The 20,809-nt window shown below is 72.6% G+C and carries 20 protein-coding genes; 8 read left to right on the forward strand and 12 right to left on the reverse strand.

The window, feature by feature from the left end; genetic code table 11:
• The first annotated feature begins 1 nt into the window (after position 1).
• The 6 genes from MicB006_RS24225 (at position 2) to MicB006_RS24250 (ending at position 7,435) form a co-directional block, all read left to right on the forward strand.
• Positions 2–892, forward strand: coding sequence for an ABC transporter permease (locus MicB006_RS24225; RefSeq protein WP_116509155.1), 891 nt, complete (start codon positions 2–4; stop codon positions 890–892).
• Positions 892–2,535 carry an ABC transporter ATP-binding protein gene (locus MicB006_RS24230; RefSeq protein WP_116509157.1) on the forward strand — a complete coding sequence of 548 codons (1,644 nt, stop codon included), beginning with the start codon at positions 892–894 and terminating at the stop codon, positions 2,533–2,535. Before MicB006_RS24225 ends, MicB006_RS24230 begins: the two co-directional genes overlap by 1 nt.
• Complete coding sequence (locus MicB006_RS24235; protein WP_116509159.1) at positions 2,532–3,731, forward strand: LLM class flavin-dependent oxidoreductase; 1,200 nt, start codon at positions 2,532–2,534, stop codon at positions 3,729–3,731. Before MicB006_RS24230 ends, MicB006_RS24235 begins: the two co-directional genes overlap by 4 nt.
• Before the next feature lie 15 nt (positions 3,732–3,746).
• Positions 3,747–5,102, forward strand: coding sequence for an NtaA/DmoA family FMN-dependent monooxygenase (locus tag MicB006_RS24240; RefSeq protein ID WP_116509161.1), 1,356 nt, complete (start codon positions 3,747–3,749; stop codon positions 5,100–5,102).
• Positions 5,103–5,220: 118 nt separating this feature from the next.
• Complete coding sequence (locus tag MicB006_RS24245; protein WP_116509163.1) at positions 5,221–6,288, forward strand: LLM class flavin-dependent oxidoreductase; 1,068 nt, start codon at positions 5,221–5,223, stop codon at positions 6,286–6,288.
• 19 nt (positions 6,289–6,307) lie between these two features.
• The gene (locus MicB006_RS24250) at positions 6,308–7,435 is read left to right on the forward strand and encodes an MsnO8 family LLM class oxidoreductase (RefSeq protein WP_116509165.1); all 1,128 of its coding nucleotides are present in this window, start codon (positions 6,308–6,310) and stop codon (positions 7,433–7,435) included.
• Between the two features lie 97 nt (positions 7,436–7,532).
• On the opposite strand, the gene MicB006_RS24255 is transcribed toward MicB006_RS24250, so the two are convergent.
• The 5 genes from MicB006_RS24255 to MicB006_RS24275 form a co-directional block, all read right to left on the reverse strand.
• Complete coding sequence (locus tag MicB006_RS24255) at positions 7,533–8,405, reverse strand: TauD/TfdA family dioxygenase (RefSeq protein ID WP_116509166.1); 873 nt, start codon at positions 8,403–8,405, stop codon at positions 7,533–7,535.
• A complete protein-coding gene (locus tag MicB006_RS24260) occupies positions 8,402–9,172 on the reverse strand; it encodes an ABC transporter ATP-binding protein (RefSeq protein ID WP_116509168.1) in 771 nt (256 codons plus the stop codon). The genes MicB006_RS24255 and MicB006_RS24260 overlap by 4 nt, the downstream gene beginning before the upstream one ends.
• Positions 9,159–10,187 carry an ABC transporter substrate-binding protein gene (locus tag MicB006_RS24265; RefSeq protein ID WP_116509170.1) on the reverse strand — a complete coding sequence of 343 codons (1,029 nt, stop codon included), beginning with the start codon at positions 10,185–10,187 and terminating at the stop codon, positions 9,159–9,161. The genes MicB006_RS24260 and MicB006_RS24265 overlap by 14 nt, the downstream gene beginning before the upstream one ends.
• An 11-nt stretch (positions 10,188–10,198) precedes the next feature.
• A complete protein-coding gene (locus MicB006_RS24270) occupies positions 10,199–11,065 on the reverse strand; it encodes an ABC transporter permease (RefSeq protein ID WP_116509171.1) in 867 nt (288 codons plus the stop codon).
• 116 nt (positions 11,066–11,181) lie between these two features.
• Positions 11,182–11,805, reverse strand: a complete 624-nt coding sequence (locus MicB006_RS24275; RefSeq protein WP_116509173.1) for an NADPH-dependent F420 reductase — start codon at positions 11,803–11,805, stop codon at positions 11,182–11,184.
• 64 nt (positions 11,806–11,869) lie between these two features.
• Between MicB006_RS24275 and MicB006_RS24280 the strand changes: the two genes are divergently transcribed.
• Positions 11,870–12,238 (forward strand): helix-turn-helix domain-containing protein, encoded by a 369-nt coding sequence (locus MicB006_RS24280; RefSeq protein ID WP_116509175.1) that lies wholly within the window; start codon positions 11,870–11,872, stop codon positions 12,236–12,238.
• A 150-nt stretch (positions 12,239–12,388) separates the two neighbouring features.
• On the opposite strand, the gene MicB006_RS24285 is transcribed toward MicB006_RS24280, so the two are convergent.
• Positions 12,389–14,125: a PQQ-dependent sugar dehydrogenase gene (locus tag MicB006_RS24285; protein ID WP_116509177.1), complete on the reverse strand. Its 1,737-nt coding sequence runs from the start codon at positions 14,123–14,125 to the stop codon at positions 12,389–12,391.
• A gap of 27 nt (positions 14,126–14,152) precedes the next feature.
• On the reverse strand, positions 14,153–15,217 hold the full coding sequence (locus MicB006_RS24290) for an SMP-30/gluconolactonase/LRE family protein (RefSeq protein WP_116509179.1): 1,065 nt from the start codon (positions 15,215–15,217) through the stop codon (positions 14,153–14,155).
• A 417-nt stretch (positions 15,218–15,634) separates the two neighbouring features.
• On the opposite strand from MicB006_RS24290, the gene MicB006_RS24295 reads away from it, so the two are divergent.
• Positions 15,635–16,591, forward strand: coding sequence for a LysR family transcriptional regulator (locus MicB006_RS24295; RefSeq protein ID WP_116509181.1), 957 nt, complete (start codon positions 15,635–15,637; stop codon positions 16,589–16,591).
• Here the strand turns inward: MicB006_RS24295 and MicB006_RS24300 are convergent.
• Genes MicB006_RS24300 through MicB006_RS24320 form a run of 5 tightly spaced genes read right to left on the reverse strand, consistent with a single transcriptional unit; the run spans position 16,516 to position 20,801 of the window.
• A complete protein-coding gene (locus tag MicB006_RS24300) occupies positions 16,516–17,751 on the reverse strand; it encodes a VWA domain-containing protein (RefSeq protein ID WP_116509183.1) in 1,236 nt (411 codons plus the stop codon). The genes MicB006_RS24295 and MicB006_RS24300 overlap by 76 nt on opposite strands.
• A complete protein-coding gene (locus tag MicB006_RS24305; protein WP_116509184.1) occupies positions 17,748–18,491 on the reverse strand; it encodes an SRPBCC family protein in 744 nt (247 codons plus the stop codon). Before MicB006_RS24305 ends, MicB006_RS24300 begins: the two co-directional genes overlap by 4 nt.
• Entirely contained in the window at positions 18,488–19,357 is an 870-nt protein-coding gene (locus tag MicB006_RS24310) for a MoxR family ATPase (RefSeq protein ID WP_116509186.1), read from the reverse strand. The genes MicB006_RS24305 and MicB006_RS24310 overlap by 4 nt, the downstream gene beginning before the upstream one ends.
• Positions 19,354–19,926, reverse strand: a complete 573-nt coding sequence (locus MicB006_RS24315; RefSeq protein WP_225980479.1) for an NTP transferase domain-containing protein — start codon at positions 19,924–19,926, stop codon at positions 19,354–19,356. Before MicB006_RS24315 ends, MicB006_RS24310 begins: the two co-directional genes overlap by 4 nt.
• Positions 19,927–19,934: 8 nt before the next feature.
• Entirely contained in the window at positions 19,935–20,801 is an 867-nt protein-coding gene (locus tag MicB006_RS24320) for an XdhC family protein (RefSeq protein WP_116509194.1), read from the reverse strand.
• Positions 20,802–20,809 lie beyond the last annotated feature (8 nt).

Raw genomic sequence — 20,809 nt, forward strand, 5'->3', positions numbered from 1 at the left:
GATGACAGTCACCCTGGGCACCCCGCTCACCGAAACGCCGGCCCGGATCCTCGTCGACCCGACCGAACCGGCCGTACGCCGGCGGTCCCGGCCCGGCCCCGGCCTGCTCGCCGCCGGGGCGTACCTCGTCCTGCTGGTCGTCGCCGCGGCCTGGCCGGCGGCGCTGGCCCCCGCCGACCCGCTCGCGGCCGATCCGCTCGCCGTGCTGCGCCCGCCCGGCGCAGGGCACTGGTTCGGGACCGACCACCTCGGCCGCGACGTCCTGACCCGGGTGGTGCACGGCGCCGGCCACTCGCTCACCATCGGTGTGGCCGCCACCGCGATCGCCGTGACCGGCGGAGTGCTGCTGGGCCTGCTCGCCGGCCTCACGCACCGGGTCGCCGACGAGGCGCTCAGCCGCACGTTCGACGCGCTGTCGGCGTTTCCGATGCTGCTGCTGGCGCTGCTGTTCATCGCCATCGCCGGACCCGGCACCACCAGCCTGATCGTCGCCATCGGTATCGCCACCCTGCCGCACCACGCCCGCGTGGTCCGTGGTCAGACGCTTCTCGTGCGCCGCTCCGGCTTCGTCGAACAGGCCGTCACCTTCGGGCAGTCCCAGCCTCGGCTGGTGCTGCGGCACGTACTGCCCAACGTGGTCGGCCCGGTGCCGGTGCTCGCCGTGATCGGGCTCGGTGAGGCGATCCTGGCCGCCGCCGGGCTCAGCTTCCTCGGTATGGGCCCCCAGCCGCCGTCCCCGGAGTGGGGCGCGATGCTCTCCGAGGGCCGCAACTACCTCCAGGTGGCCTGGTGGATCAGCATCCTGCCCGGCCTGGCCGTCACCGCCACCGTGGTCTCCCTGACCGTCGTCGGCCGGCACTGGCAGGCCCGCTTCGACGGGCGGCGGCGCTGATGGCGCCGCTGGTCACTGTCGAGGACCTGCACGTCGACTTCGACACCCCGACCGGCCGGGTGGCCGCGGTGCGCGGAATCAGCTTCACCGTCGAGCGTGGCGAGTGCGTGGCCGTCGTCGGGGAGTCCGGCTCCGGCAAGAGCGTCACCGCCCGTACCCTGGTCGGTCTCGCCGGCCCCGGCGCGCGGGTCCGCGCCGCCCGGCTCGACCTGGCCGGTGAGGACGTGCGGACCCACCGCCCCCGCGACTGGCGGCGGGTCCGGGGCCGCCTCGCCGGGCTGGTCCTCCAGGACGCGCTGGTCTCCCTCGACCCGCTGCGGACGGTCGGCGCCGAGGTCGGCGAGGTGCTCACCACGCACGGCATCGTCGGCCGCCGGGAACGGGCCGGCCGGGTCACCCACCTGCTCGACCTGGTCCACCTGCCGGAGCCGGAGCGCCGGGCCCGGCAGTATCCGCACCAGCTCTCCGGCGGGCTGCGGCAGCGCGCGCTGATCGCCTCGGCGATCGCCGGGGAACCGGCACTGCTCATCGCCGACGAACCCACCACCGCGCTGGACGTCACCGTGCAGGCCGAGATCCTGCGGCTGCTCGCCGAGCGGCGGGCCGCCGGGGTGAGCCTGCTGCTGATCAGCCACGACCTGGCGGTGGTCGCCCAGGTCGCCGACCGGGTACTGGTCATGCGCGACGGCCGCGTGGTCGAGCACGGACCCACCGACCGGCTGCTGCGGGCACCGGAACACCCGTACACCCGGCAGTTGCTGGCCGCGGTGCCGTCGGCGTCGTCGCGGGGCCGCCGGCTCGCCGCGACGGCCCCGGCCGGGGTCGCCCGGGCGGCCCTGCCCGCCCGCGGCGAGGTCCGCCCCGACGACCGGGTGCTCGACGCGCGCGGGCTGACCAAGAGGTACGGCGAGCACACCGTCGTCCGCGACGTCTCCTTCTCCGTGGCACGTGGCGAGACGCTCGGACTGGTGGGGGAGTCGGGCTCCGGCAAGAGCACGGTGGCACGGATCGTGGCCGGTCTGCTCGCCCCCGACGCCGGCACCGTCACCTTCGACGGGAAGCCGTGGTCCGCCGCCCGCGAACGCACCCGCCGCCCGATGCGCCGCCGGCTGCAACTGATCTCACAGGACCCGCTCGGCTCCTTCGACCCCCGCTACACCGTTGGCCAGGTCATCGGGGAGAACCTCGACGCGGACGTCCACCGGCGGGACCGGCGCGCCCACGTCGTCGACCTGCTGCACCGGGTCGGCCTCGGGCCGGACCTGCTGGACCGGCACCCCCGGCAGCTCTCCGGCGGGCAACGGCAGCGGGTCGCCAGCGCCCGCGCGATCGCCCCCCGGCCGAGCCTGATCATCTGCGACGAACCGGTCTCCGCCCTCGACGTCTCCGTCCAGGCACAGGTCCTCGACCTGCTGGCCGAGCTACGCGCCGCCGACGGCACCGCGCTGCTCTTCATCTCCCACGACCTGGGCGTGGTGCACCACCTGAGCGACCGGGTGCTGGTGATGCACGACGGCACGGTGGTCGAGCAGGGACCGGTCGGCGACGTCTTCACCTACCCCCGACACGACTACACGCGATCGCTGCTCGACGCGCTGCCCACGCTCGTCCCCGCCGGCCGACCGCAGGAGGAACACCCATGACCGAGAAGACCCTGCACCTGGCAGTCGCCCTCGACGGCCTCGGCTGGCACCCGGCCGCCTGGCGTCTCTCCCGCGCCGACGCGTCGGCGCCGCTGACCGCACGCTACTGGGCGGCCCTCGCCGGTGAGGCCGAACGCGCCACACTGGACCTGCTCACCGTCGAGGACAGCCTGGACCTCCAGTCGACGCGGCCCGACGGCCGGGCCGACCAGCTCCGCGGACGCCTCGACGCGGTGCAGATCGCGGCCCGGCTGGCCCCGCTGACCCGGCACATCGGGCTGGTGCCGACCACCAGCACCACCCACACCGAACCGTTCCACCTCGCCACGGGGGTGGCCACGCTCGACCACCTCAGCGGCGGCCGGGCCGGCTGGCGGCCCCGGGTCTCCGCCCGGCGAGCCGAGGCCGGTCACTTCGGCCGTCGGGAGATCCCCGCCCTGGATCCGGCCCGGCTCGACGACCCGGAGGTCGTCCGGCTCGTCGGCGACCTCTTCGCGGAGGCCGGCGACGCCGTGGAGGTGGTCCGCCGGCTGTGGGACAGCTGGCAGGACGACGCCGAGATCCGGGACGTCGCCAGCGGGCGCTTCGTCGACCGGGAACGGCTGCACTACATCGACTTCGTGGGCCGGTGGTTCTCGGTCAAGGGCCCCTCCATCGTGCCCCGCTCGCCGCAGGGCCAGCCGGTGGTGGCCGCGCTGGCCCACTCGTCGGTGCCGTACGCCTTCGCCGCCCGGCACGCCGACGTCGTCTTCGTCACCCCGGCCGACGCCGAACACGCCGCCGCGATCGTCGCCGAGGTCCGGGCCGCCGAGGCGGCCGTCGGCCGGACCGACCCGCCGCTGCGCGTGTTCGCCGACCTGGGCGTCCTGCTCGACGAGTCGCCGGCTCTCGCCCGCCGGCGCGGCGCCCGTCTCGACGAGCTGCACGGCCAGGAGTTCCGCTCGGACTCGGCCACCTTCACCGGAACGGCGGCCGACCTGGCGGACCTGCTCGCTGCCTGGCGGCGCTCGGGTGTGGACGGTTTCCGGTTGCGACCCGCCGTGCTTCCCCACGACCTGACCCTGATCACCCGTGCGCTGGTGCCCGCGCTGCGGGGCCGCGGTCTGTTCCGCGTCGGATATCGCGGCGGGACGCTGCGTGACCTGCTCGGCCTGCCCCGACCGGCCAGCCGGTACGCCGTCGCGGCGACCGCCTGATTCCTGGAGACCGTCGTGCCCAAGCAGATCATCCTGGCCGCGCACTTTCCCGGCGTGAACAACACGACGGTGTGGAGCGACCCCGAGTCCGGCAGTCAGATCGACTTCTCCTCGTTCGTCCACCTGGCCCGCACCGCGGAGCGCGGCAAGTTCGACTTCTTCTTCCTGGCCGAGGGGCTGCGCCTGCGCGAGCAGCGCGGCCGTATCCACGACCTGGACGTGGTGGGCCGTCCGGACACGTTGACCCTGCTGGCCGCCCTCGCGAGCGTCACCAGCCACCTGGGCCTGGCCGGCACCCTCAACACCACCTTCCGCGAGCCGTACGAGCTGGCCCGCCAGCTGGCCAGCCTCGACCACCTGTCCGGGGGGCGCGCCGCCTGGAACGTCGTGACCACGTCCGACGCGTTCACCGGGGAGAACTTCCGCCGGGGCGGCTACCTCGACCGTTCCCTGCGCTACGAGCGGGCCGCCGAGTTCGTCCGGACGGCCCGCGAGCTGTGGGAGTCCTGGCCGGCGGACGCAGTAGTGGGAGACCGCGACGGCGGACGGTACGTGACGGAGGCGGACCCGGGCGCGTTCGCCCACCACGGCGACCAGTTCGACATCGCCGGACACTTCACCGTGCCGCGCAGCCCGCAGCTGCACCCGGTGATCCTCCAGGCCGGTGACTCGCCCGACGGACGGGAGTTCGCGGCGTCCAGCGCCGACGCGATCTTCTCCCGGCACGGCACGCTGGAGGACGGCCAGGAGTTCTACCGGGACGTCAAGTCCCGGCTCGCCCGGTACGGCCGCCGGCCCGACGAGCTGAAGATCATCCCCGGGGTCACCTTCGTGCTCGGCGAAACCGACGCCGAGGCGCAGGAACGCGCCCACCACATCCGCCGCCAGCAGGTCAGCCCACAGACCGCGATCCTGCTGCTGGAACAGCTGTGGAACCGGGACCTGTCCGCGTACGACCCGGACGGCCCGCTGCCCGCCGAGGACCCGGATGTGAGCGCCGCCGCGATCAGCCGGGGCCGGGCCGGCATGTACGCGGACCCGGTCGGCACCGCCCGCCAGTGGCGTGCCCTGGCCGAGGAGAAGGGCCTCGGGATCCGCGACCTGATCATCGAGGTGACCGGCCGGCAGTCGTTCGTCGGCACCCCGCGGCAGGTCGCCGAGCGGATGGACCACTTCGTCCAGTCCGACGCCGCCGACGGGTTCATCCTGGTGCCCCACCTGACCCCGGGTGGTCTCGACCAGTTCGTCGACCAGGTCGTCCCGCTGTTGCAGGAACGCGGCGTCTTCCGCACCGAGTACACCGGCGCGACCCTGCGCGACCACCTGGGCCTCGGCCCCGCCCGCCCGGTCGGCCGCGTCGGTGCGGCGTGACCACGCCCCTCACGGTCCGCCGACGACCCGAACCATCTGCTCACGGCCCGGGTGCCCACCCCGGGCTCGCGATCCGCCGGTACCCCATGACCCCTGCGCCGGAAGTGACGGTCCCCGTATGAAGTTCCTGCTGATCACCCTGATCACCCACCTGCCCGACCCGGTCACGGGTCGGCGCCGCAGCACCACCGAGCGGTTCCGGGAGGTGGTCGACACGGCTGTCCTCGCCGAGGAACTCGGCTTCGACGGGTACGGCGTCGGCGAGCGGCACGAACGGCCGTTCATCTCCTCCTCGCCTCCGGTGGTGCTGAGCCACATCGCGGCCCGTACGTCCGCCATCCGGCTCTTCACCGCCGTCACCACGCTCAGCCTGCTCGACCCGGTCCGCGCGTACGAGGACTACGCCACCCTGGACCACCTCTCCGGCGGCCGGCTCGAGCTGATCATCGGCAAGGGCAACGGCGCCGCGCAGGCCCAACTGTTCCACGTCACCGCCGAGGATCAGTGGGACCGGAACCGGGAGGGCTACGAGCTGTTCCGCCAGCTCTGGCGGGAGGACAAAGTCACCTGGTCCGGGACGTACCGGCCGTCGCTGACCGACGCCGAGACCTGGCCACGCCCGCTGCAACAGCCCATCCGTGTCTGGCACGGCAGCGCCACCAGCCGGGAATCGGTCGACCTGGCCGCCCGCTACGGCGACCCGCTCTTCTCCGCGAACGTCACCAACCCCATCGAGCCGTACGCCGAGCTCATCCGCCACTACCGGGACCGCTGGGTCCACTACGGCCACGACCCGGCCGACGCCCTGGTCGGTGCCGGTTCGGCCGGTTTCTACGTGACGCGCACCTCGCAGGAGGCGATCGAGCGGTATCGGCCGGTCTTCGACGCCCGGGTCGCCGCGTTCCAGCGGCTCGGCCTGTCGACGGTCTTCCCCACCCTCGAGGACGCCATCGAACGCAGCTCCATCCTGGTCGGCAGCCCGCAGCAGATCGTCGACAAGGTGCTGCGCTACCACGAGGAGTTCGGCCACGAGGTCATGCACCTCCAAGCCGATCACGACGGGCTGACCGACAAGCAGCACCGAGAAAGCCTGGAGCTGTTCCAGGCCGAGGTAGCGCCGGTGCTGCGGCGAGAAATCCCCAGTCGCCCCTTCGCGCCGGCGCCGGCCGCCACGCCGGCGGTCTGAGAAGAGACGGGAAACCACCATGCCAACGACGCCACTGTCCGTCCTCGACCTGTCGCCGGTGCCCGCCGGAGGCACCGTCGCCGACGCCCTGCGCAACACCGTCGACCTGGCCCGCCGGGTCGAGCAGTCCGGCTACCACCGCTACTGGCTGGCCGAACACCACCTCGCCGCGGGCGTCGCCAGCTCGGCACCCGCGGTGCTCATCGGGCAGGTCGCCGCGGCCACCAGCGCCATCCGCGTCGGCTCCGGCGCCGTCCAGGTCGGTCACCGCACCGCCCTGTCGGTCGTCGAGGAGTTCGGCACCCTCGCTACGCTGTACCCCGGGCGGATCGACCTCGGGCTGGGCCGTTCCGGGCAGCGGCGCGTCGAGGCGGCCCAGGCACTCACCGCTGGAACGAACGAGCCGCCCGTCGAGGCCCGGGTCGTCGACGGACTGCTGATCCCGCCGCCGTTCTCCTACGCCGGCGTCCTCGCCTCACCCCGCTTCGCGCTGACCAGCACGCTGCTGCACCAACCGGGCGCGCAGCCGCCGGCCTTCGCCGACCAGGTAGCCGACGTCCTGGCCCTCCTGCGCGGCGACTACACCGACGAGAACGGTCTGGACGCGCACGCCGTACCGGGGGAAGGCGCCGACCTCTCGGTGTGGCTGCTGGGCAGCAGCGGCGGCGAGAGCGCCCAACTCGCCGGCGCGCTCGGCCTGCCCTTCGCCGCGAACTACCACGTGAGCCCCTCCTCGGTGCTCGATGCCGTGACCGCCTACCGGGCCGCGTTCCGACCTTCGGCGGTGCTGGCCCGGCCGTACGTGGTGGTCTCCGCCGACGTCGTCGTCGCCGACACCGACGAGACGGCACGTCGGCTCGCCGCGCCGTACGGGCCCTGGGTGCGCAGCATCCGCAGCGGTGGCGGCGCGATCCCGTTTCCACGCCCGGAGCAGGCAGCCGCGCTGCCGTGGACCGACGAGGACCGCGAGTTCGTCGCCGACCGGGTGGACACCCAGTTCGTCGGATCGCCGGGCACGGTCGTCGAGCGGCTGCGCGTCCTGCGAGACGTCACCGCCGCCGACGAACTGCTGATCACCACGATCACCCACGCGCACGGCGACCGGGTCGGCTCGTACGAGCTGCTCGCCAAGGAGTGGCAGGACTGACCGCGGCACCGGGGCCGAGCTTTCGGCAACGGCCGCGGTGCGCAGGGCACCGCGGCCGGGCATCACGACTGCCCCGCGATCGACGCGCGGCAGATCGTCAGCTGTCGGAGGATTGCGGCTGGTCCTGCGGTCCGCGGGGGATGTCCCCGCGCAGGGTGATGCGATGCATGACCCGTCGTTCGGATCCGTAGTCGCGGTTGGCGTAGTGGGCGGTGCTGCGGTTGTCCCAGAGTGCCACGTCGCCGAGGCGCCAGCGGTGGCGCACGATGTGCTCCGGCTTGGTGAGGTGGGCGTAGAGCAGGTCCAGGATGGCCCGGCTCTCGACGTCGGAGACCCCGACGATGTGCGAGGTGAAGCCCGGGTTCACGAAGATTCCCCTACGGCCGGTCTCGGGATGTACCCGGACCACCGGGTGCTCGACCGGGTCGAGCCGGGACACCGGCTGGCCCTCCCACACGTTGCCTCCGCGTTGGGCGAGGTAGTAGCCGAACTCGCGGGTGCCGTCGTGGACGGCGGTGAGGTGGTCGACAAGCCGTCGTACGGGCTCGCTGAGCGAGTCGTACGCCAGTTGCGCGTCGGCCCAGTTGGTGTCGCCGCCGGTCGGTGGGAGGGTGACCGGGCGCAGAATCGAGCCGAGCGGCGGCCGCTTCATGAAGGTGACGTCGGTGTGCCACACGTCGGCGAAGCCGTTGTCGGTGCTGTCCAGGGCGTACACCTCTGGATGGGCCTTGTCGACGCCACCGACGACCGGATGCGAGGCGGTCAGCTCGCCGATCCTGCGGCCCAGGCGCACCTGAGCGTCGTCGTCGAGGTGCTGGTCGCGCAGGAAGAGCACCTTTCGGTCGACCAGAGCAGCGCGGAGAGCGACGATCTCGTCGTCGGTGGCGGTGGCCAGGTCCATCCCGTGGACCAGGGCGCCGAAGTGCGGCCCCAGCGGTTCGAGGTCGAGTTGCACGAGCACGCTGGTCATGTGAATGCTCCTTCGGTTCGGACGGCGTGCCCGATCTCGGCTCGCAGTGCGGCGTACTCGGGCAGGCCCCGCAGGTCGTCCGGCATGACGCCGGTGCGAGGCAGGTCGACGGGCAGGTCCAGGACGATCCGGCCGGGGCGCGGGCTGAGCACCACGACCCGGCTGCCCAGGAAGACGGCCTCGTCCACGCTGTGGGTGACGAACACCGAGGTCCGGCCGGTTACCGTGCTGACCGCGCGCAGGTCCTCCTGGAGGCGTTCCCGGGTGAGCGCGTCGAGCGCGGCGAACGGTTCGTCGAGCAGCAGCAGTGGGCGGTCGGCGGCGAGAGCGCGGGCGATCGCCACGCGCTGCTGCTGGCCGCCGGAGATCTGCCAGGTGCGGCGCTTCGCCACATCGGGCAGGCCGACCCGGGCGAGTAGCCGATCGACACCGTCGGTGGGCTGTCCGGCGTAGCGCAGGGCCAGCTCGATGTTGCCGCCCACGGTCAGCCACGGGAACAGGCGGGGCTGCTGGAAGACCAGGCCGGCGCCACGCCCTGGGACCGGCGGCAGACCAGCGGTCAGGACTGTGCCGGTGGTGGGCCGCTCGAAGCCGGCGATCAGCCGCAGCAGGGTGCTCTTGCCGCAGCCGGAGGCGCCGACCAGGACGAGGAACTCACCCGTCGGCACGGCCAGGTCGATCGGACCAAGGGCGACGACGTCGCCGTACGCGTGCTCGACGTCGTTGACGGCGATCGCGGCCGTCCGGCCAGGGTCAGCCGAGGACATCCGGCAGCCCCTCGGTGTAGATGGCGGCCTGCACGGTCGCGAGGTCCGGCACGGCGTCGATCTTCTGCTGGTCCTTGAGGAACTGTGCCGCGCTGACGAGGTTGTCGGCGAGCTGCCCCTTGGCTGCCGAGGTCCCGAGCCATGCGGGACCGGCCAGGTCCGCGGGCTTGAGGAAGACGCCCTGGGAGAGCTGCCGCTGCGCTTCCTCCGGCTTGAGGTTGAGCTCGGCGCCCACCGACCTCGCGGCTGCGGCCGGGTCGTTGTGGATCAGGTTCAGCGCCTGGGACTGAGCTTTACGCCAGGCGTCCACGGCCGCCGGGTGCGCCTTGATGAAGTCGGTGGCGACGACACCGAGATCAAGGGTGGGCTTGCCGGCGGTGGCCAGTTCGCGACTGGTGACCAGCACGGTGCCGGTCTTCCTGAGTTCGTCGAGCGACGGCAGCCAGGAGTAGGCGGCGTCCAGGTCGCCGCGGGTCCATGCGGCGAGGATGTCCTGCGGTTCCAGGTCGACGATGGTGACCTCGGACTCCTTGACACCGGCGCGGTCCAGCGCGGCCAGCAGGCTGTAGTGGGCGGTGGAGGCGAACGGGGTCGCCACCTTCTTGCCGCGCAGGCCGCGCACGTCGGTGACCCCGGAGCCGTTGCGGGCGACAAGTGCCTCGTTGTCGCCGGCGACGTCGAGCACGAAGGCGACCTGGTACGGGATGTTCAGGGGTGCGGAGAGTCCGCGAGCGACCGGACTGGATCCGATCGCCGCGATGTCGACGCTACCGGCGACGAACGCGGTGTTGATACTGGCGCCGGAGTCGAACTTGGTCCAGGTGATCTGGTAGTCGGGCAGGGCCTTCTCCAGCAGACCCTGGTTCTTGACGATGAGGTCGCCGCTCGGGAATGCCTGGTAGGCGATCCGGATGCTCTTGCGGTCCGGGTTGCCGCCGCCGCTGGCGGCACCGTCCCCGCAGGCGGTGGGTAGCAGCAGGGCGGCGGCGGCCAGCAGGCCCAGAATCTTGCGCATGTGCTGTTCTCCTATATCTGGCCGCGCCACGGGATCAGCCGGCTCTCGGCGGTCCGCAGCAGGGCGTCGATGAGCAGGCCCGACAGGCCGATGGCGAAGAGACCGAGGACGACCACGTCGGTCTGTGAGTAGCGTTGGGCGTCGCGGATCATGCCGCCGATTCCGGGTACGCCGTTGATCGTCTCCGCGGCGACCACCGAGGAGTACGCGACCCCGACGGCGATCCGGATACCGGTGAAGATTTCCGGTAGCGCATGGGGCAGCACCACGTCGCGGATCACGCGTGCGCGGCTGGCGCCCAGCGCCTGCGCGGCCTCCACCAGACCGGTCGGTGCGGAGTGGACGGCCGCCGCGGTGGCGACCGCGACCGGGGGCAGCGCGGCGATGGAGAGCAACCAGAGCTTGGGTGTCTCGTCGATGCCGAACCAGATGATGAAGAGGCTGAAGTAGGCCAGGGGTGGGAGCGCCCGGATGAAGGTGACGACCGGTTCGACGACCACCCGGATCCAGCTGACCGTTCCCATGACGACACCGATGAGCACTCCGCCGGCGACACCGATGACGGATCCGATCAGGATGCGGCGCAGGCTCACCCCGAGGTGCTCGATCAGCAGGTGTCCGCTGTAACCACGGATGCCGTCGTGGGTGGTCGAGGTCTGGACGAGTTGGTGCCACACGGCACCGGGCGAGGGGATGAAGGTGGGGTTGCCGGTGGCTCGGGCGGCGATCTCCCACAGCGCGTAGAGGACGACGAGGGCGAGCAGCCGGAGCAGGATCCGGCGGCGGCGTCCGCCGCGCGGTGCCTGTGCGTCAGGTGTCACCGCCGGCGCGCCGATCGAGGCTTCCGCCGCCGTCGGCGCGGGGACCGTGGTAGTCACCTACTATTCCTATAGTGTAACTAGGGAATGGGCAAGTGGGAGATCGAGGGGTGGGAGAGCAGACGGCGCTCCCGGCGGGGACCGCCCGCCTCCACGAGCGGCCTGTCGGGCACATGTCAGCGGGGAACCGACGGAATCGCCGACTGCGGGTCGACCCCGGCGAACACCAGCCCGATGACAAAACCGGCGACCTCCTCCAACTGCCGTACCCGGTCGAGCGTTCCGAGGACCGCGGGAACTCCACCGACGTCTCGCACGAGCGACCCGACGACGTCGAGTGCGCGCTCGTCGTCACCGCACATGGCGACCGTGACCGGTCCGGCATCGGGCGTCACCCACCGCTCGGCCGGGAAGAGATGGAAAGCCTTGACCACGTGCGCGCCGGGTGCGAGGGCGGCGATGTGGCCGGCGGCCGACCGGGCGGGTTCCGTCCGGAGGGTGCCGACACCGTGCTCGACGGCGTTCGTCGGGTCGATCAGGGCGAGGCCGGCCAGTGCGCCGGCGGGCCCGCCGGCCGCTGTCAGCATCTCGGCGACGCCGTCCCAGCGGACCGCGAGCAGAACCGCGTCGGCGCCCGCGGCGACCGCCGGCACGGGCCGCACGGTGCCGCCGATCCGGTTCGCGATCGCTTCGGCGGCGGCCGTCGAGCGACCCCCGATGATGATGTCGTGTCCGGCCCGGGCCCAGCCGGTGGCCAGTGCCGTGGCGAGGTTGCCGGTGCCGAGGATTCCGATACGCATACCGTCACGCTAGGCAGGCCGACGCGCACCGGATGGTGCATGTCGGGCGTGCCAGGATGGGCGCATGGGTGACGGCGACCTCTGCGAGGAACTCGTAGCCGACTGCCGGATGCGGATGGCGACGGACCTGTTCGCACACACGTGGGATGCGGTCGTGCTGGCCGCGCTGGCCGAGGGCGCCCTCCGCCGCCGCTCACTGCGGGCACGGATCGGAGGAATCAGCGACAAGGCGCTCACCGAGGCCGTACACAGGCTGGTCGGCAACGGCCTGGTCGAGCGGCGGTTCGTCCCGCAGGCGCCGCCCCGGGTCGATTACGCGCTCACCGATCTCGGCCGCAGCTTCGCCGACGGCCCGATGCGGGCGCTGGGCGCCTGGGTCACCGAGCACGGCGACGAACTGTTCGAGGCGCAGGAGCGGCTCAGCGCGTCGTAGCACCGGACCCGGCCCGGGTCGTTCGCGTACCCGTCACGTCGAACCCGGTTCGCTTCCTGCCGTCGCGGTACCAGCCCGGACCGCTCGGAGGGTGCCCGCGCGACGCGGGCACCCTCCGAGGGGCGGCGGTGCCGGATTCCCGGCCCGCCCTCAGCTCGTGGGGCCGGACGCCGCCCCACCGAGGGTCACCTTGAGGATCTTCTCGTTGCTGTTGTTCGGGGTGCTGTCCTTGTCCCCGCCGGTGCTCGTGGTCAGCCACAGGTTGCCGTCGAGGGTCGGTTCGACGGTGCGTAGCCGGAAGTACGTCCCGACGAAGTACTGCTGGACGTTGGTGAGCGTGTCGCCGCTGATCTCCGCACGGTACATCCGGTTGCCACGCAGGCAGGCGATGTAGAGCGCGTCCCGGACGATCGCGATGCCGCTGCACGAGGCCTCGGCCACCGGGTACGTCCGGATCGGGGCCCTGAAGTTCGGGTTGGCGCAGTCGCCGGAGGTGCCCTCGCAGGCGGGCCAGCCGTAGTTGCCGCCCTTGACGATGATGTTGGTCTCGTCCATGACGTTGTTGCCGAACTCCTGCTCGAAGAGCCGGCCCTGGGAGTCGAAGGCGAGTCCCTGCGGGTTGCGGTGGCCGTAGCTCCACACGTAGTTGCCGAAGGGGTTGTCCGCCGGCACGGTGCCGTCGGGGTTGAGCCGCAGCACCTTGCCGCCCAGGTTGTTGGTGTCCTGGGCCACGTCCGGGTTCTGTCCGTCGCCGGCGGCGGCGTAGAGCTTGCCGTCGGGCCCGAAGCGCAGCCGGCCGCCGTTGTGGTACTTGTTGCGCGGGATTCCCGTGACGAGCACCTGCAGCGTGCCGGTTTGCAGCGTGCCGTCGTAGCGGATGCGCACGATCCGGTTGTCGGTCGTGGTGGTGTGGTAGATGTACAGCCACCGGTCGGTGGTGAAGTTGGCCGAGACGGCCAGCCCGAGCACGCCGCCCTCACCGTTGGTGCCGGCCACGTTCGGCACGGTGCCGATGCTGCGCTTGTCGGTGCCGTCCGGGTTCATGGCGACGATGTCGAACAGGTCGCGCCGCCCGTAGAGGACCGTGCCGTCGGGCAGCTGCACCAGGCCCCAGGGCAGGTCCTTCTCGGTGGTGACCGCCGTGGCGCCGCAGACCGGGCTCGTGCAGCCCGAGCCGGTGCGCGCGGTGACCGCGGCGCTCGCGCCCGAGACGTTGCCCTGGGCGTCCCGGGCGGTCACGGTGTACCGGTAGTCGGTGTCGGGCGTCAGCCCGGTGTCGGTGAACGTGGTCGCCGGCGGGTTGCCAGCGGTGCCGGTGGTGGAGCCGACCGCCGTACCGTTGCGCAGGATGGTGTAGCCGGTGACCGCGACGTTGTCGGCGGAGGCCGACCAGGTGAGGGTCACGGCCGTGCCGTTGACCGTCGCGGCCAGATTGGTCGGCGTGCTGGGCGGAGTCGTGTCCTGCTGGCAGAACGGCGGGGTGACCGAGAGCGTGGAGCTGGCCTGCGAGACGTTGCCGGCGGCGTCGCGGGCGTTGACGTACCAGCCCCAGGTGACACCCTGCACGACGCTGAGCGTGGCGGTCAGCGTCCGTCCCGAGACCGAGGTGACGAGCTGGCCGTCGTGGTAGATGTCGTAGAAGGCGACGCCGACGTTGTCCCGGGAGGCGTACCAGGCGAGAGTGACGGACTGGCAGGTCAGCCGGGTGCGGCGCAGGCCGGTCGGCCGGGTGGGCGGGCTGGTGTCCGCGGCGAGCTGGGCAACTTGCCGGCTCCCGGTCGCCGGTGCGGCCGCCGCGGCGGCGGGTACGCCGGTCACGATGACGCCGGCGCAGACCAGCAGGGCGAGCGGGACGCGGTGTCGGAAGTGGTGAGGATTGATCCGCACGGGTGCTTTCCTTCCCGGGGTTCTTGGTCAGTACGGGTAGCCGGGGACGTTGAGCCGCACGCTGTACAGGCCCGAGTCGTTCGTCCGGCCGGAGGTGATGTAGAGGGTCTGCCGGTCGGGTCCGCCGAACGCCACGTTGGTGGTGCCGGCGCCGCCGGAGCGGATCGTGCCGAGCTGCGCGCCGGCGGGCGAGTAGACGTGGATCAGCCCGTCCGAGCCGGAGGCCCAGTACACGTTGCCGGCGCAGTCGATGGTGACCCCGTCGGGACCGCCGAGATAGTTCACGAAGACGCTGCGGGCGCCGGTGCTGCCGTCGGGCTGGACGACGTACTTGTAGATTTTGTTCTCGGAGTAGGCGCCCACGTAGAGCGTGCCGCCGTCCGGGGAGAGCGCGATGCCGTTGGGTTGCCGCAGCCGGTCGTCCACCAGCGACACCTGGCCGCCGGAGACGCGGAAGACGCTGGTACGTCCGCTCATCTGGTCGGGGCGGTTGCCGCGCTGGAAGCTGGGGTCGGTGAAGTAGACGACGCCGTCCGAGCGGACCGTGACGTCGTTTGGTGAGTTGAACGCCCGGCCCTGGTAGTCGGCGGCGACGGTGCTGCGGATCTGGTCGCTGAGCCGGTATGCGGAGACGTTCCGCTGGTCGTGGGTGGCGGCGATGATCTGCTGGGCGTCGGGGCTGAGCGCGAGGCCGTTGCTGCCGGCGTCGGCGACGACGAAGGTGTCGAAGGTCGCCGGCGGGGTGAACCGGCGGATCGTGGAGGGCTGCACGTTGTTCGGCCCGGTGCCCGCGGCGATGTCGGACATCAGCAGGTAGCCGCCGTCGGCGATCCAGACCGGTCCTTCGAGGAACGAGAACCCGCTCTGGATCTTCGTCGCCGACACGGAGCTGGCCGGCAGCGGCGGGCCGTACCCGGTGCCGCCCGGGCAGACCCCGGGGGGTGCGCCGGGTGGGCCGGCGAGCGGGTAGGTGTGAACGTTCACATCAGCGGCCTCCCGAAATGCCGGGGGTGCGGCACCGGCGGCGCCTGGTGCGGTGGTGAGCGCCAGGCACAGGCCGGTGAGTGCGGCGATGGTTGGACGCCGGGTCATCGGGTACTCCAATCGGTGTCGGTAAATGCGAGGCCCCACGGTTGCCTGGACCGGCCCCGACCGCCGACACCTTCTATTGATCATCATCAATGTATATATGACGCAGCTTAGGCGAGGAAGCGGCGCCTCGCATCAGTTCCCCACGATTCGCTCCAGAAGTGGAACGACGCCGGCCTGACCGGGTTCGGCGCCCGCGGTTCGTGTTCACGACCGGCCGTGTGCGCTCATGCCGAGAAGCGGACGCGCGTGGACCGGGCACGAGGGCGTCATGGCGCCGGACGGGCCCTCACCCCGCGTACCGGTCGGATCGCTCCGAGGTGCGCTGTCCCTGGCGGCGGGGCGATCGGCGGGGAATGATCGGGGTACACCGCGGGCTGCCCGCAGCAGTCCACGGCGCCGCAGAAGGGCGGGTCGACGATGACTCCGACGCAGCTACGGGCCTACGTCGCTGTCGTCCGGCTGGGGTCCGTCAAGCAGGCCGCCGCGCAGCTGGAGGTCTCCGAGTCGGCGGTCTCGCTGCTCATCGGCCAGCTACGGCGGGAGTTCGGAGATCAGTTGTTCACCCGGACGGCGGCGGGGCTGGCCTTCACCCCCGGCGGGCTGCGGCTCGCCAGCCGTGCGGCCGAGATGCTGGGCCTGCAGGACCGTACGGTCCTTGAGGTCAGTTCGGCGGCACACGGCCGCCGGATGCTGCGGGTTGCCGCGTCCAGCGAGTTCGCCGAGTACGCCGCGCCGAGACTGATCGAGCTGTTCGCCAGACGCGCCGCCGACCTCGACATCGAGCTGAGCGTCTGCGACCCCGGCTCCTTCGAGTCGCTGCTGCTGACCCGGGCCGCGGACATCGCGATGGGGCCCCTGCCGCCGGTGGCCGAACCGGCGATCTCCTGTCGGCCCATGATGAACTACCGGCTCGTGACTGTCGTGGGCCCGGATCATCCGCTGGCCGGTGTGCCGGCATCACCGGGGCAGTTGCGCGACCAGACCTGGCTGCTCGGGCCGTCGGCCACCAACACCCTGGGCGCTGTCCCGGCGATGCTGCGCCGGCTCGGTGTACCCGAAGAGCGGCAGCAGATCTTCCAGAGCCACGCGGCAGCGCTGGGTGAGGCCCAGCGCGGTCGGGGGGTCGCGCCCGCGCTCTCGTTCACCGTCGCGCCGGACGTCCGTGGCGGCCAGCTCGTGGCGTTGTCCGGGCCGCACGCCACGGCCGAAGCGGTGTGGCATTCGCTGGTACTCGTCGCCCCCGGCACTCCGTCCGCGGCAGCCGAGCTGTGCCGCTTCGCGTCGACGCCCCGGGCGATTCAGGCGATGATGCGCGGCGTGGGCGTCGCGGTGAACCGTTTCCGGCCCTCGGTGCACGTGACGCTCTGGAGTTGACCGGCGGCGTCCAGCAAGTCCCGGAACGTCGCGGCCGGCAGGAGCTGGTCACAGTAGGGCAGGGCCGCGGCCATGCCCGCCACCAGTGGAGCGAAGCCGGGGGCGCCGGCCCGCGGGTTCAGCCAGACGATCCGGTGGGCGCGGCGGCTCAGCCGCGCCATCACGGCGGAGAGTTCGGCCGGCGGGTCGCTGTCCCAGCCGTCCGAGCCGATCAGCACCACCGCTCCGCGAACCGCGTCGCCGTGCGGGGACGCGAGCAGGCCCCGCAGGTTCGTCGCGATGCGCGTACCCCCGAACCGGTCGGTCACGGCGGCGCTGGCGTGCGCGATCGCCGCGGACGCCGACGTGTGTCGCAGCGCGACGGTGAGCCGGGTGAGCGTCGTGGCGAAGGCGAACACCTCCGCGTCGGTGGTCACCGCGAAGGCCCGCAGCAGGTGCAGGTACGCGTGGGCCTGGGCCCGCATCGACTCGCTGACGTCGCACAGCAGCACGACCCGGCGCGGTCGGCGTACCGGTCGCTCGCGGACGACCTCGACGGGCTCCCACGCGGTGCGACGGGCGCGGGCGATCGTCGGACGCAGCGCGACCCGCCGCCCGGCCGGGCCTGCGGCGTGCCGCCTGGTGCGCCGGGACGGCCAGCGCGCGACGGCCTCGCGCAGGGCCTCGCCGAGCAGTGCGAGCTGGGCGGCGTCGAGGTCCTCGAACGGCCGGTCGGCGAGTCCGGCGAGGGCGCTGGGCCGTCGCTCGGGCAGCCGCACCCCGGTATCGGAGGGCTCCGCCTCGGCGACGGGCGCCGGCAACGTCGCCCACGGCAGCCCGCCACCGTCGCCGGTGTCATCGGTGTCGGCGGGCACCGGCAGGTGCACGTCGTCACGAGCGGCCGGCGGGGCCGCGGACCGGGTGAGCGGCAGCGACGGCGCGTCGACGAAGACAGCGGCGAAGACGCGGTCGAAGGCGGCGAGGTCGGCGTGGCGCCGCACGAAGCTGATCCGGGCGGCCCAGTAGAGCGCGTTCGTCTCCGCGGGTGTCCACACGCCGAGCGCCCGGACGAAGTCACCGGCCTCGGTGAGCCCGGCGGGTACGCCGGCCCGCCGCAACCGGTCGGCGAACGCCGTCGCGAACGCCGCGCGGTCGACGCCGCGCAGCAGACCGCCGCTCACCGGCGGGCGACCCGCCAGGCGATCACCGCGCCGACGACGAGGATCCCGACGAGAACCGGCACGAGGCGCTTGACGACGGCCCCACCGGCGATGTCGAGCAGGTCCAGCGTCTCCGGTTCGGCGCCGGTGCCGGCATCCGGTCGACCGGTGGACGCCGAGGCGGCCACGGGGGTGCCGGCCACGGGGGTCACAGGCGGTGTGACGGACGAGGACTCGCCGCGGGGGGCGGCGACGGCCGGTGCGGGCTCGGACGCGTCAGGCGCGGTGGCCGGGGACGGGGTGCTGTCGGCGGTCTCCTCGGCCGCCAGCCTCGCCTCGAGGTTGGCGACGAACTGGGCGAGCAGCTTGCCGGACACCTCCTTGATCATGCCGCTGCCGAACTGGGCCAGCCGGCCCGAGATCTTCAGATCGGTGTCCACGCTGACGACGGTGCGCTGACCGTCCGGCCGCAGATGGGCGGTGACCAGGGCGGACGCGTTTGCCGCCGACCGCCGGTCGCGGCCCTTCGCGTCGATCACCCCCCGATAGCCACTGTCGTCCTTCTCGACGAAACGCGCGGTGCCGGCGAACTCGGAGACGACCGGACCGACCTTGACCTTCACCGTGCCCTGGTGGACGTCGCCGTCGGCGCCGGTCAGCCGGGCGCCCGGCAGGCACGGTGCGATGCCCTCCAGGTCGGTGAGGATCGCCCACGCCCGCGCGATCGGAACGTCGACGGTGAACTCGTTGGTGATCTTCATGCCGGCCTCTCCTGGTGTGCGCCGAGCGCTGCGGCGACGGCGGCGCGGTCGTCGGGGGTCTTGGCGATGGTGCCGATGGTCTGGACGACGTCGTCGGCGGAGAGGTCAGCGGCGCCGAGCACGGACAGCGCGGCGACCCAGTCGATGGCCTCGGCCATGCCGGGCGCCTTGTCCAGGCCGAGGGCGCGTACGTTGCTGACGAAGGCGGTCGCCGTGCGGATCAGCCCTTCGGTGGCGCCCGGCACGGCCCGCCGGACGATCTCGGTGGCGCGGTCCATCTGCGGGAAGTCGATCCAGTGGTACAGGCAGCGGCGGCGCAGCGCGTCGTGCAGATCGCGGCTGCGGTTGGAGGTGAGCACCACGACCGGCGGCGTGGTCGCGGTGAACGTGCCCAGCTCGGGGATGGTGATCCCGGACTCGCCGAGGAACTCGAACAGCAGTGCCTCGAACTCGTCGTCGGCCCGGTCGATCTCGTCGATCAGCAGCACCGGCGGGACCGGCCCGGGGTGGCGTACCGCCCGCAGGATCGGCCGTTCCTGCAGGAACTCCGCGGCGAACAGGTCGGCATCGGTCAGCGAGGCGTGCCGGGCCTCGGCCAGCCGGATGGCGAGCAACTGCCGCTGGTAGTTCCATTCGTACAGCGCCTCGCCGGGGGTCAGGCCCTCGTAGCACTGCAGCCGGATCAGTGTCGTGTCCAGCGCCCGCGCCAGCGCCTTCGCCGCCGCGGTCTTGCCGACGCCGGGCTCGCCCTCGAGAAGCAGCGGCTTGCCCAGCTCCAGCGCGAGGAAGACGGCCATCGCCATGCCGTCGTCGGTCAGGTAGTCGACGGCGTCGAGCCGGCGCCGCACGGCCTGCGGATCCTTCACCGCGCCTCGCCCGAGAGCAGTCGCCGGTAGTCCGCGCGGGTGTCCACGTCGATCGGCACCGGCCCGTCCACCGGTACCTCAGTGACCGGGTGCCGGCCGGAGTGCAGCAGCTTCCACACCGCCTTGTCGCCGCGCAGGACACGCAGCTCCGGCAGGACGTCACGGGCGAACCAGAACGGGTGCCCCAGGCCGTCGGCGTACCGGCACACCGCGACCGGGGTGGTCGCCGCCGCGACCCGGCGTACGTCGGCGGCCCGTACGCCGGGCTGGTCGCCGAGCAGGAGCACGAGCCCGTCGGCGCGCGGGTCCACCGCCTGCGTCGCGGCGCGGATCGACGAGCCGCAGCCCGTGCTGAACTCGGCGTTCTCGACGACCTGGACCCCGGTCAGGTCCACCCGCTCGCGGACCAGGTCGGCGGCGCCGCCGAGGGTCACCAGCACCTGATCGAAGGCGCACGAGCGAGCCAGGTCGAGGGTGGCGTCGAGCAACGTCCGCCCCCGGTACGGCAGTAGCTGCTTGGCCTCGCCGAGGCGCACCGAGGCCCCTGCGGCCAGAACCAGGCCGGTCACGAACACGGCTACGCCGCCACGTGCCGGTCGAGGCAGCCGGGGCAGCAGAACCAGTGGTCGGTGCCGTCGATCCGCACGTGCGGGGTGTCCGGCCCGATCAGGACGGTCATCCCGCACACCGGGTCGACGGCCTGCTGGGGGAGCGCGACGGGCGCTGCGGGGGAGGAGGAGAGGCCGTCCACGCGGAGCGCCCGCACCACCTCGGCCATGATCGACAGCGCGATCTCCTGCGGTGAGCGCGCGCCGATCTCCAGCCCGGCCGGGGTCCGGACCCGGGCGCGTTCGGCGTCGGACAGCGCCAGTTCGTCGAGCACCGCCGCGCCGCGGGTACGGCTGGCGACAAGCGCGATGTGCCCCACGCCGGCATCCAGCGCGGCGCGGATGGCGTCCTGCTCGCCCTTGCCGAGGCCGGCCACCACGACCGCTGTCGCGCCGGAGTAGTCACCGGACGTGGCCACCTCGAAGTCGAGGAAGGCAGCCAGGGTGGCCACCGCCGCGCTGATCGGCGTGTCGCCGACCAGACCCAGCACGGGTACGGGCAGCACCGGGCGCAGGAAGATCTCGAGCGCGCCGCCCGAGTGGCACGGGTTGACCACGACCCGTGCCCCCGGCGTGTCGGGGAAGACGGGCGCGCCGTCCGGCAGGACCCGCAGCAGCAGCGCCTTGCCGTCCTGGAGGGTGTCCAGGGCGGCCGCCCGCACCGAGTTCTCGGCGCACATCCCGCCGACGAAACCCTCGATGGTGCCGTCCGGCAGGATCACGGCGTCGTCGCCGGGCCGGGCCGACGTCGGGTCCTGCGCCCGGACCACTGTGGCGTGCACGAACGGCGCGCGCGAGACGGTCAGATCATGCGTACGGCGGGCGATCGTCGTCATGGCCACCT

Origin of the sequence: Micromonospora sp. B006 (genome assembly GCF_003408515.1) — a bacterium.
Taxonomy (GTDB): Bacteria; Actinomycetota; Actinomycetes; order Mycobacteriales; family Micromonosporaceae; genus Micromonospora; species Micromonospora echinospora_A.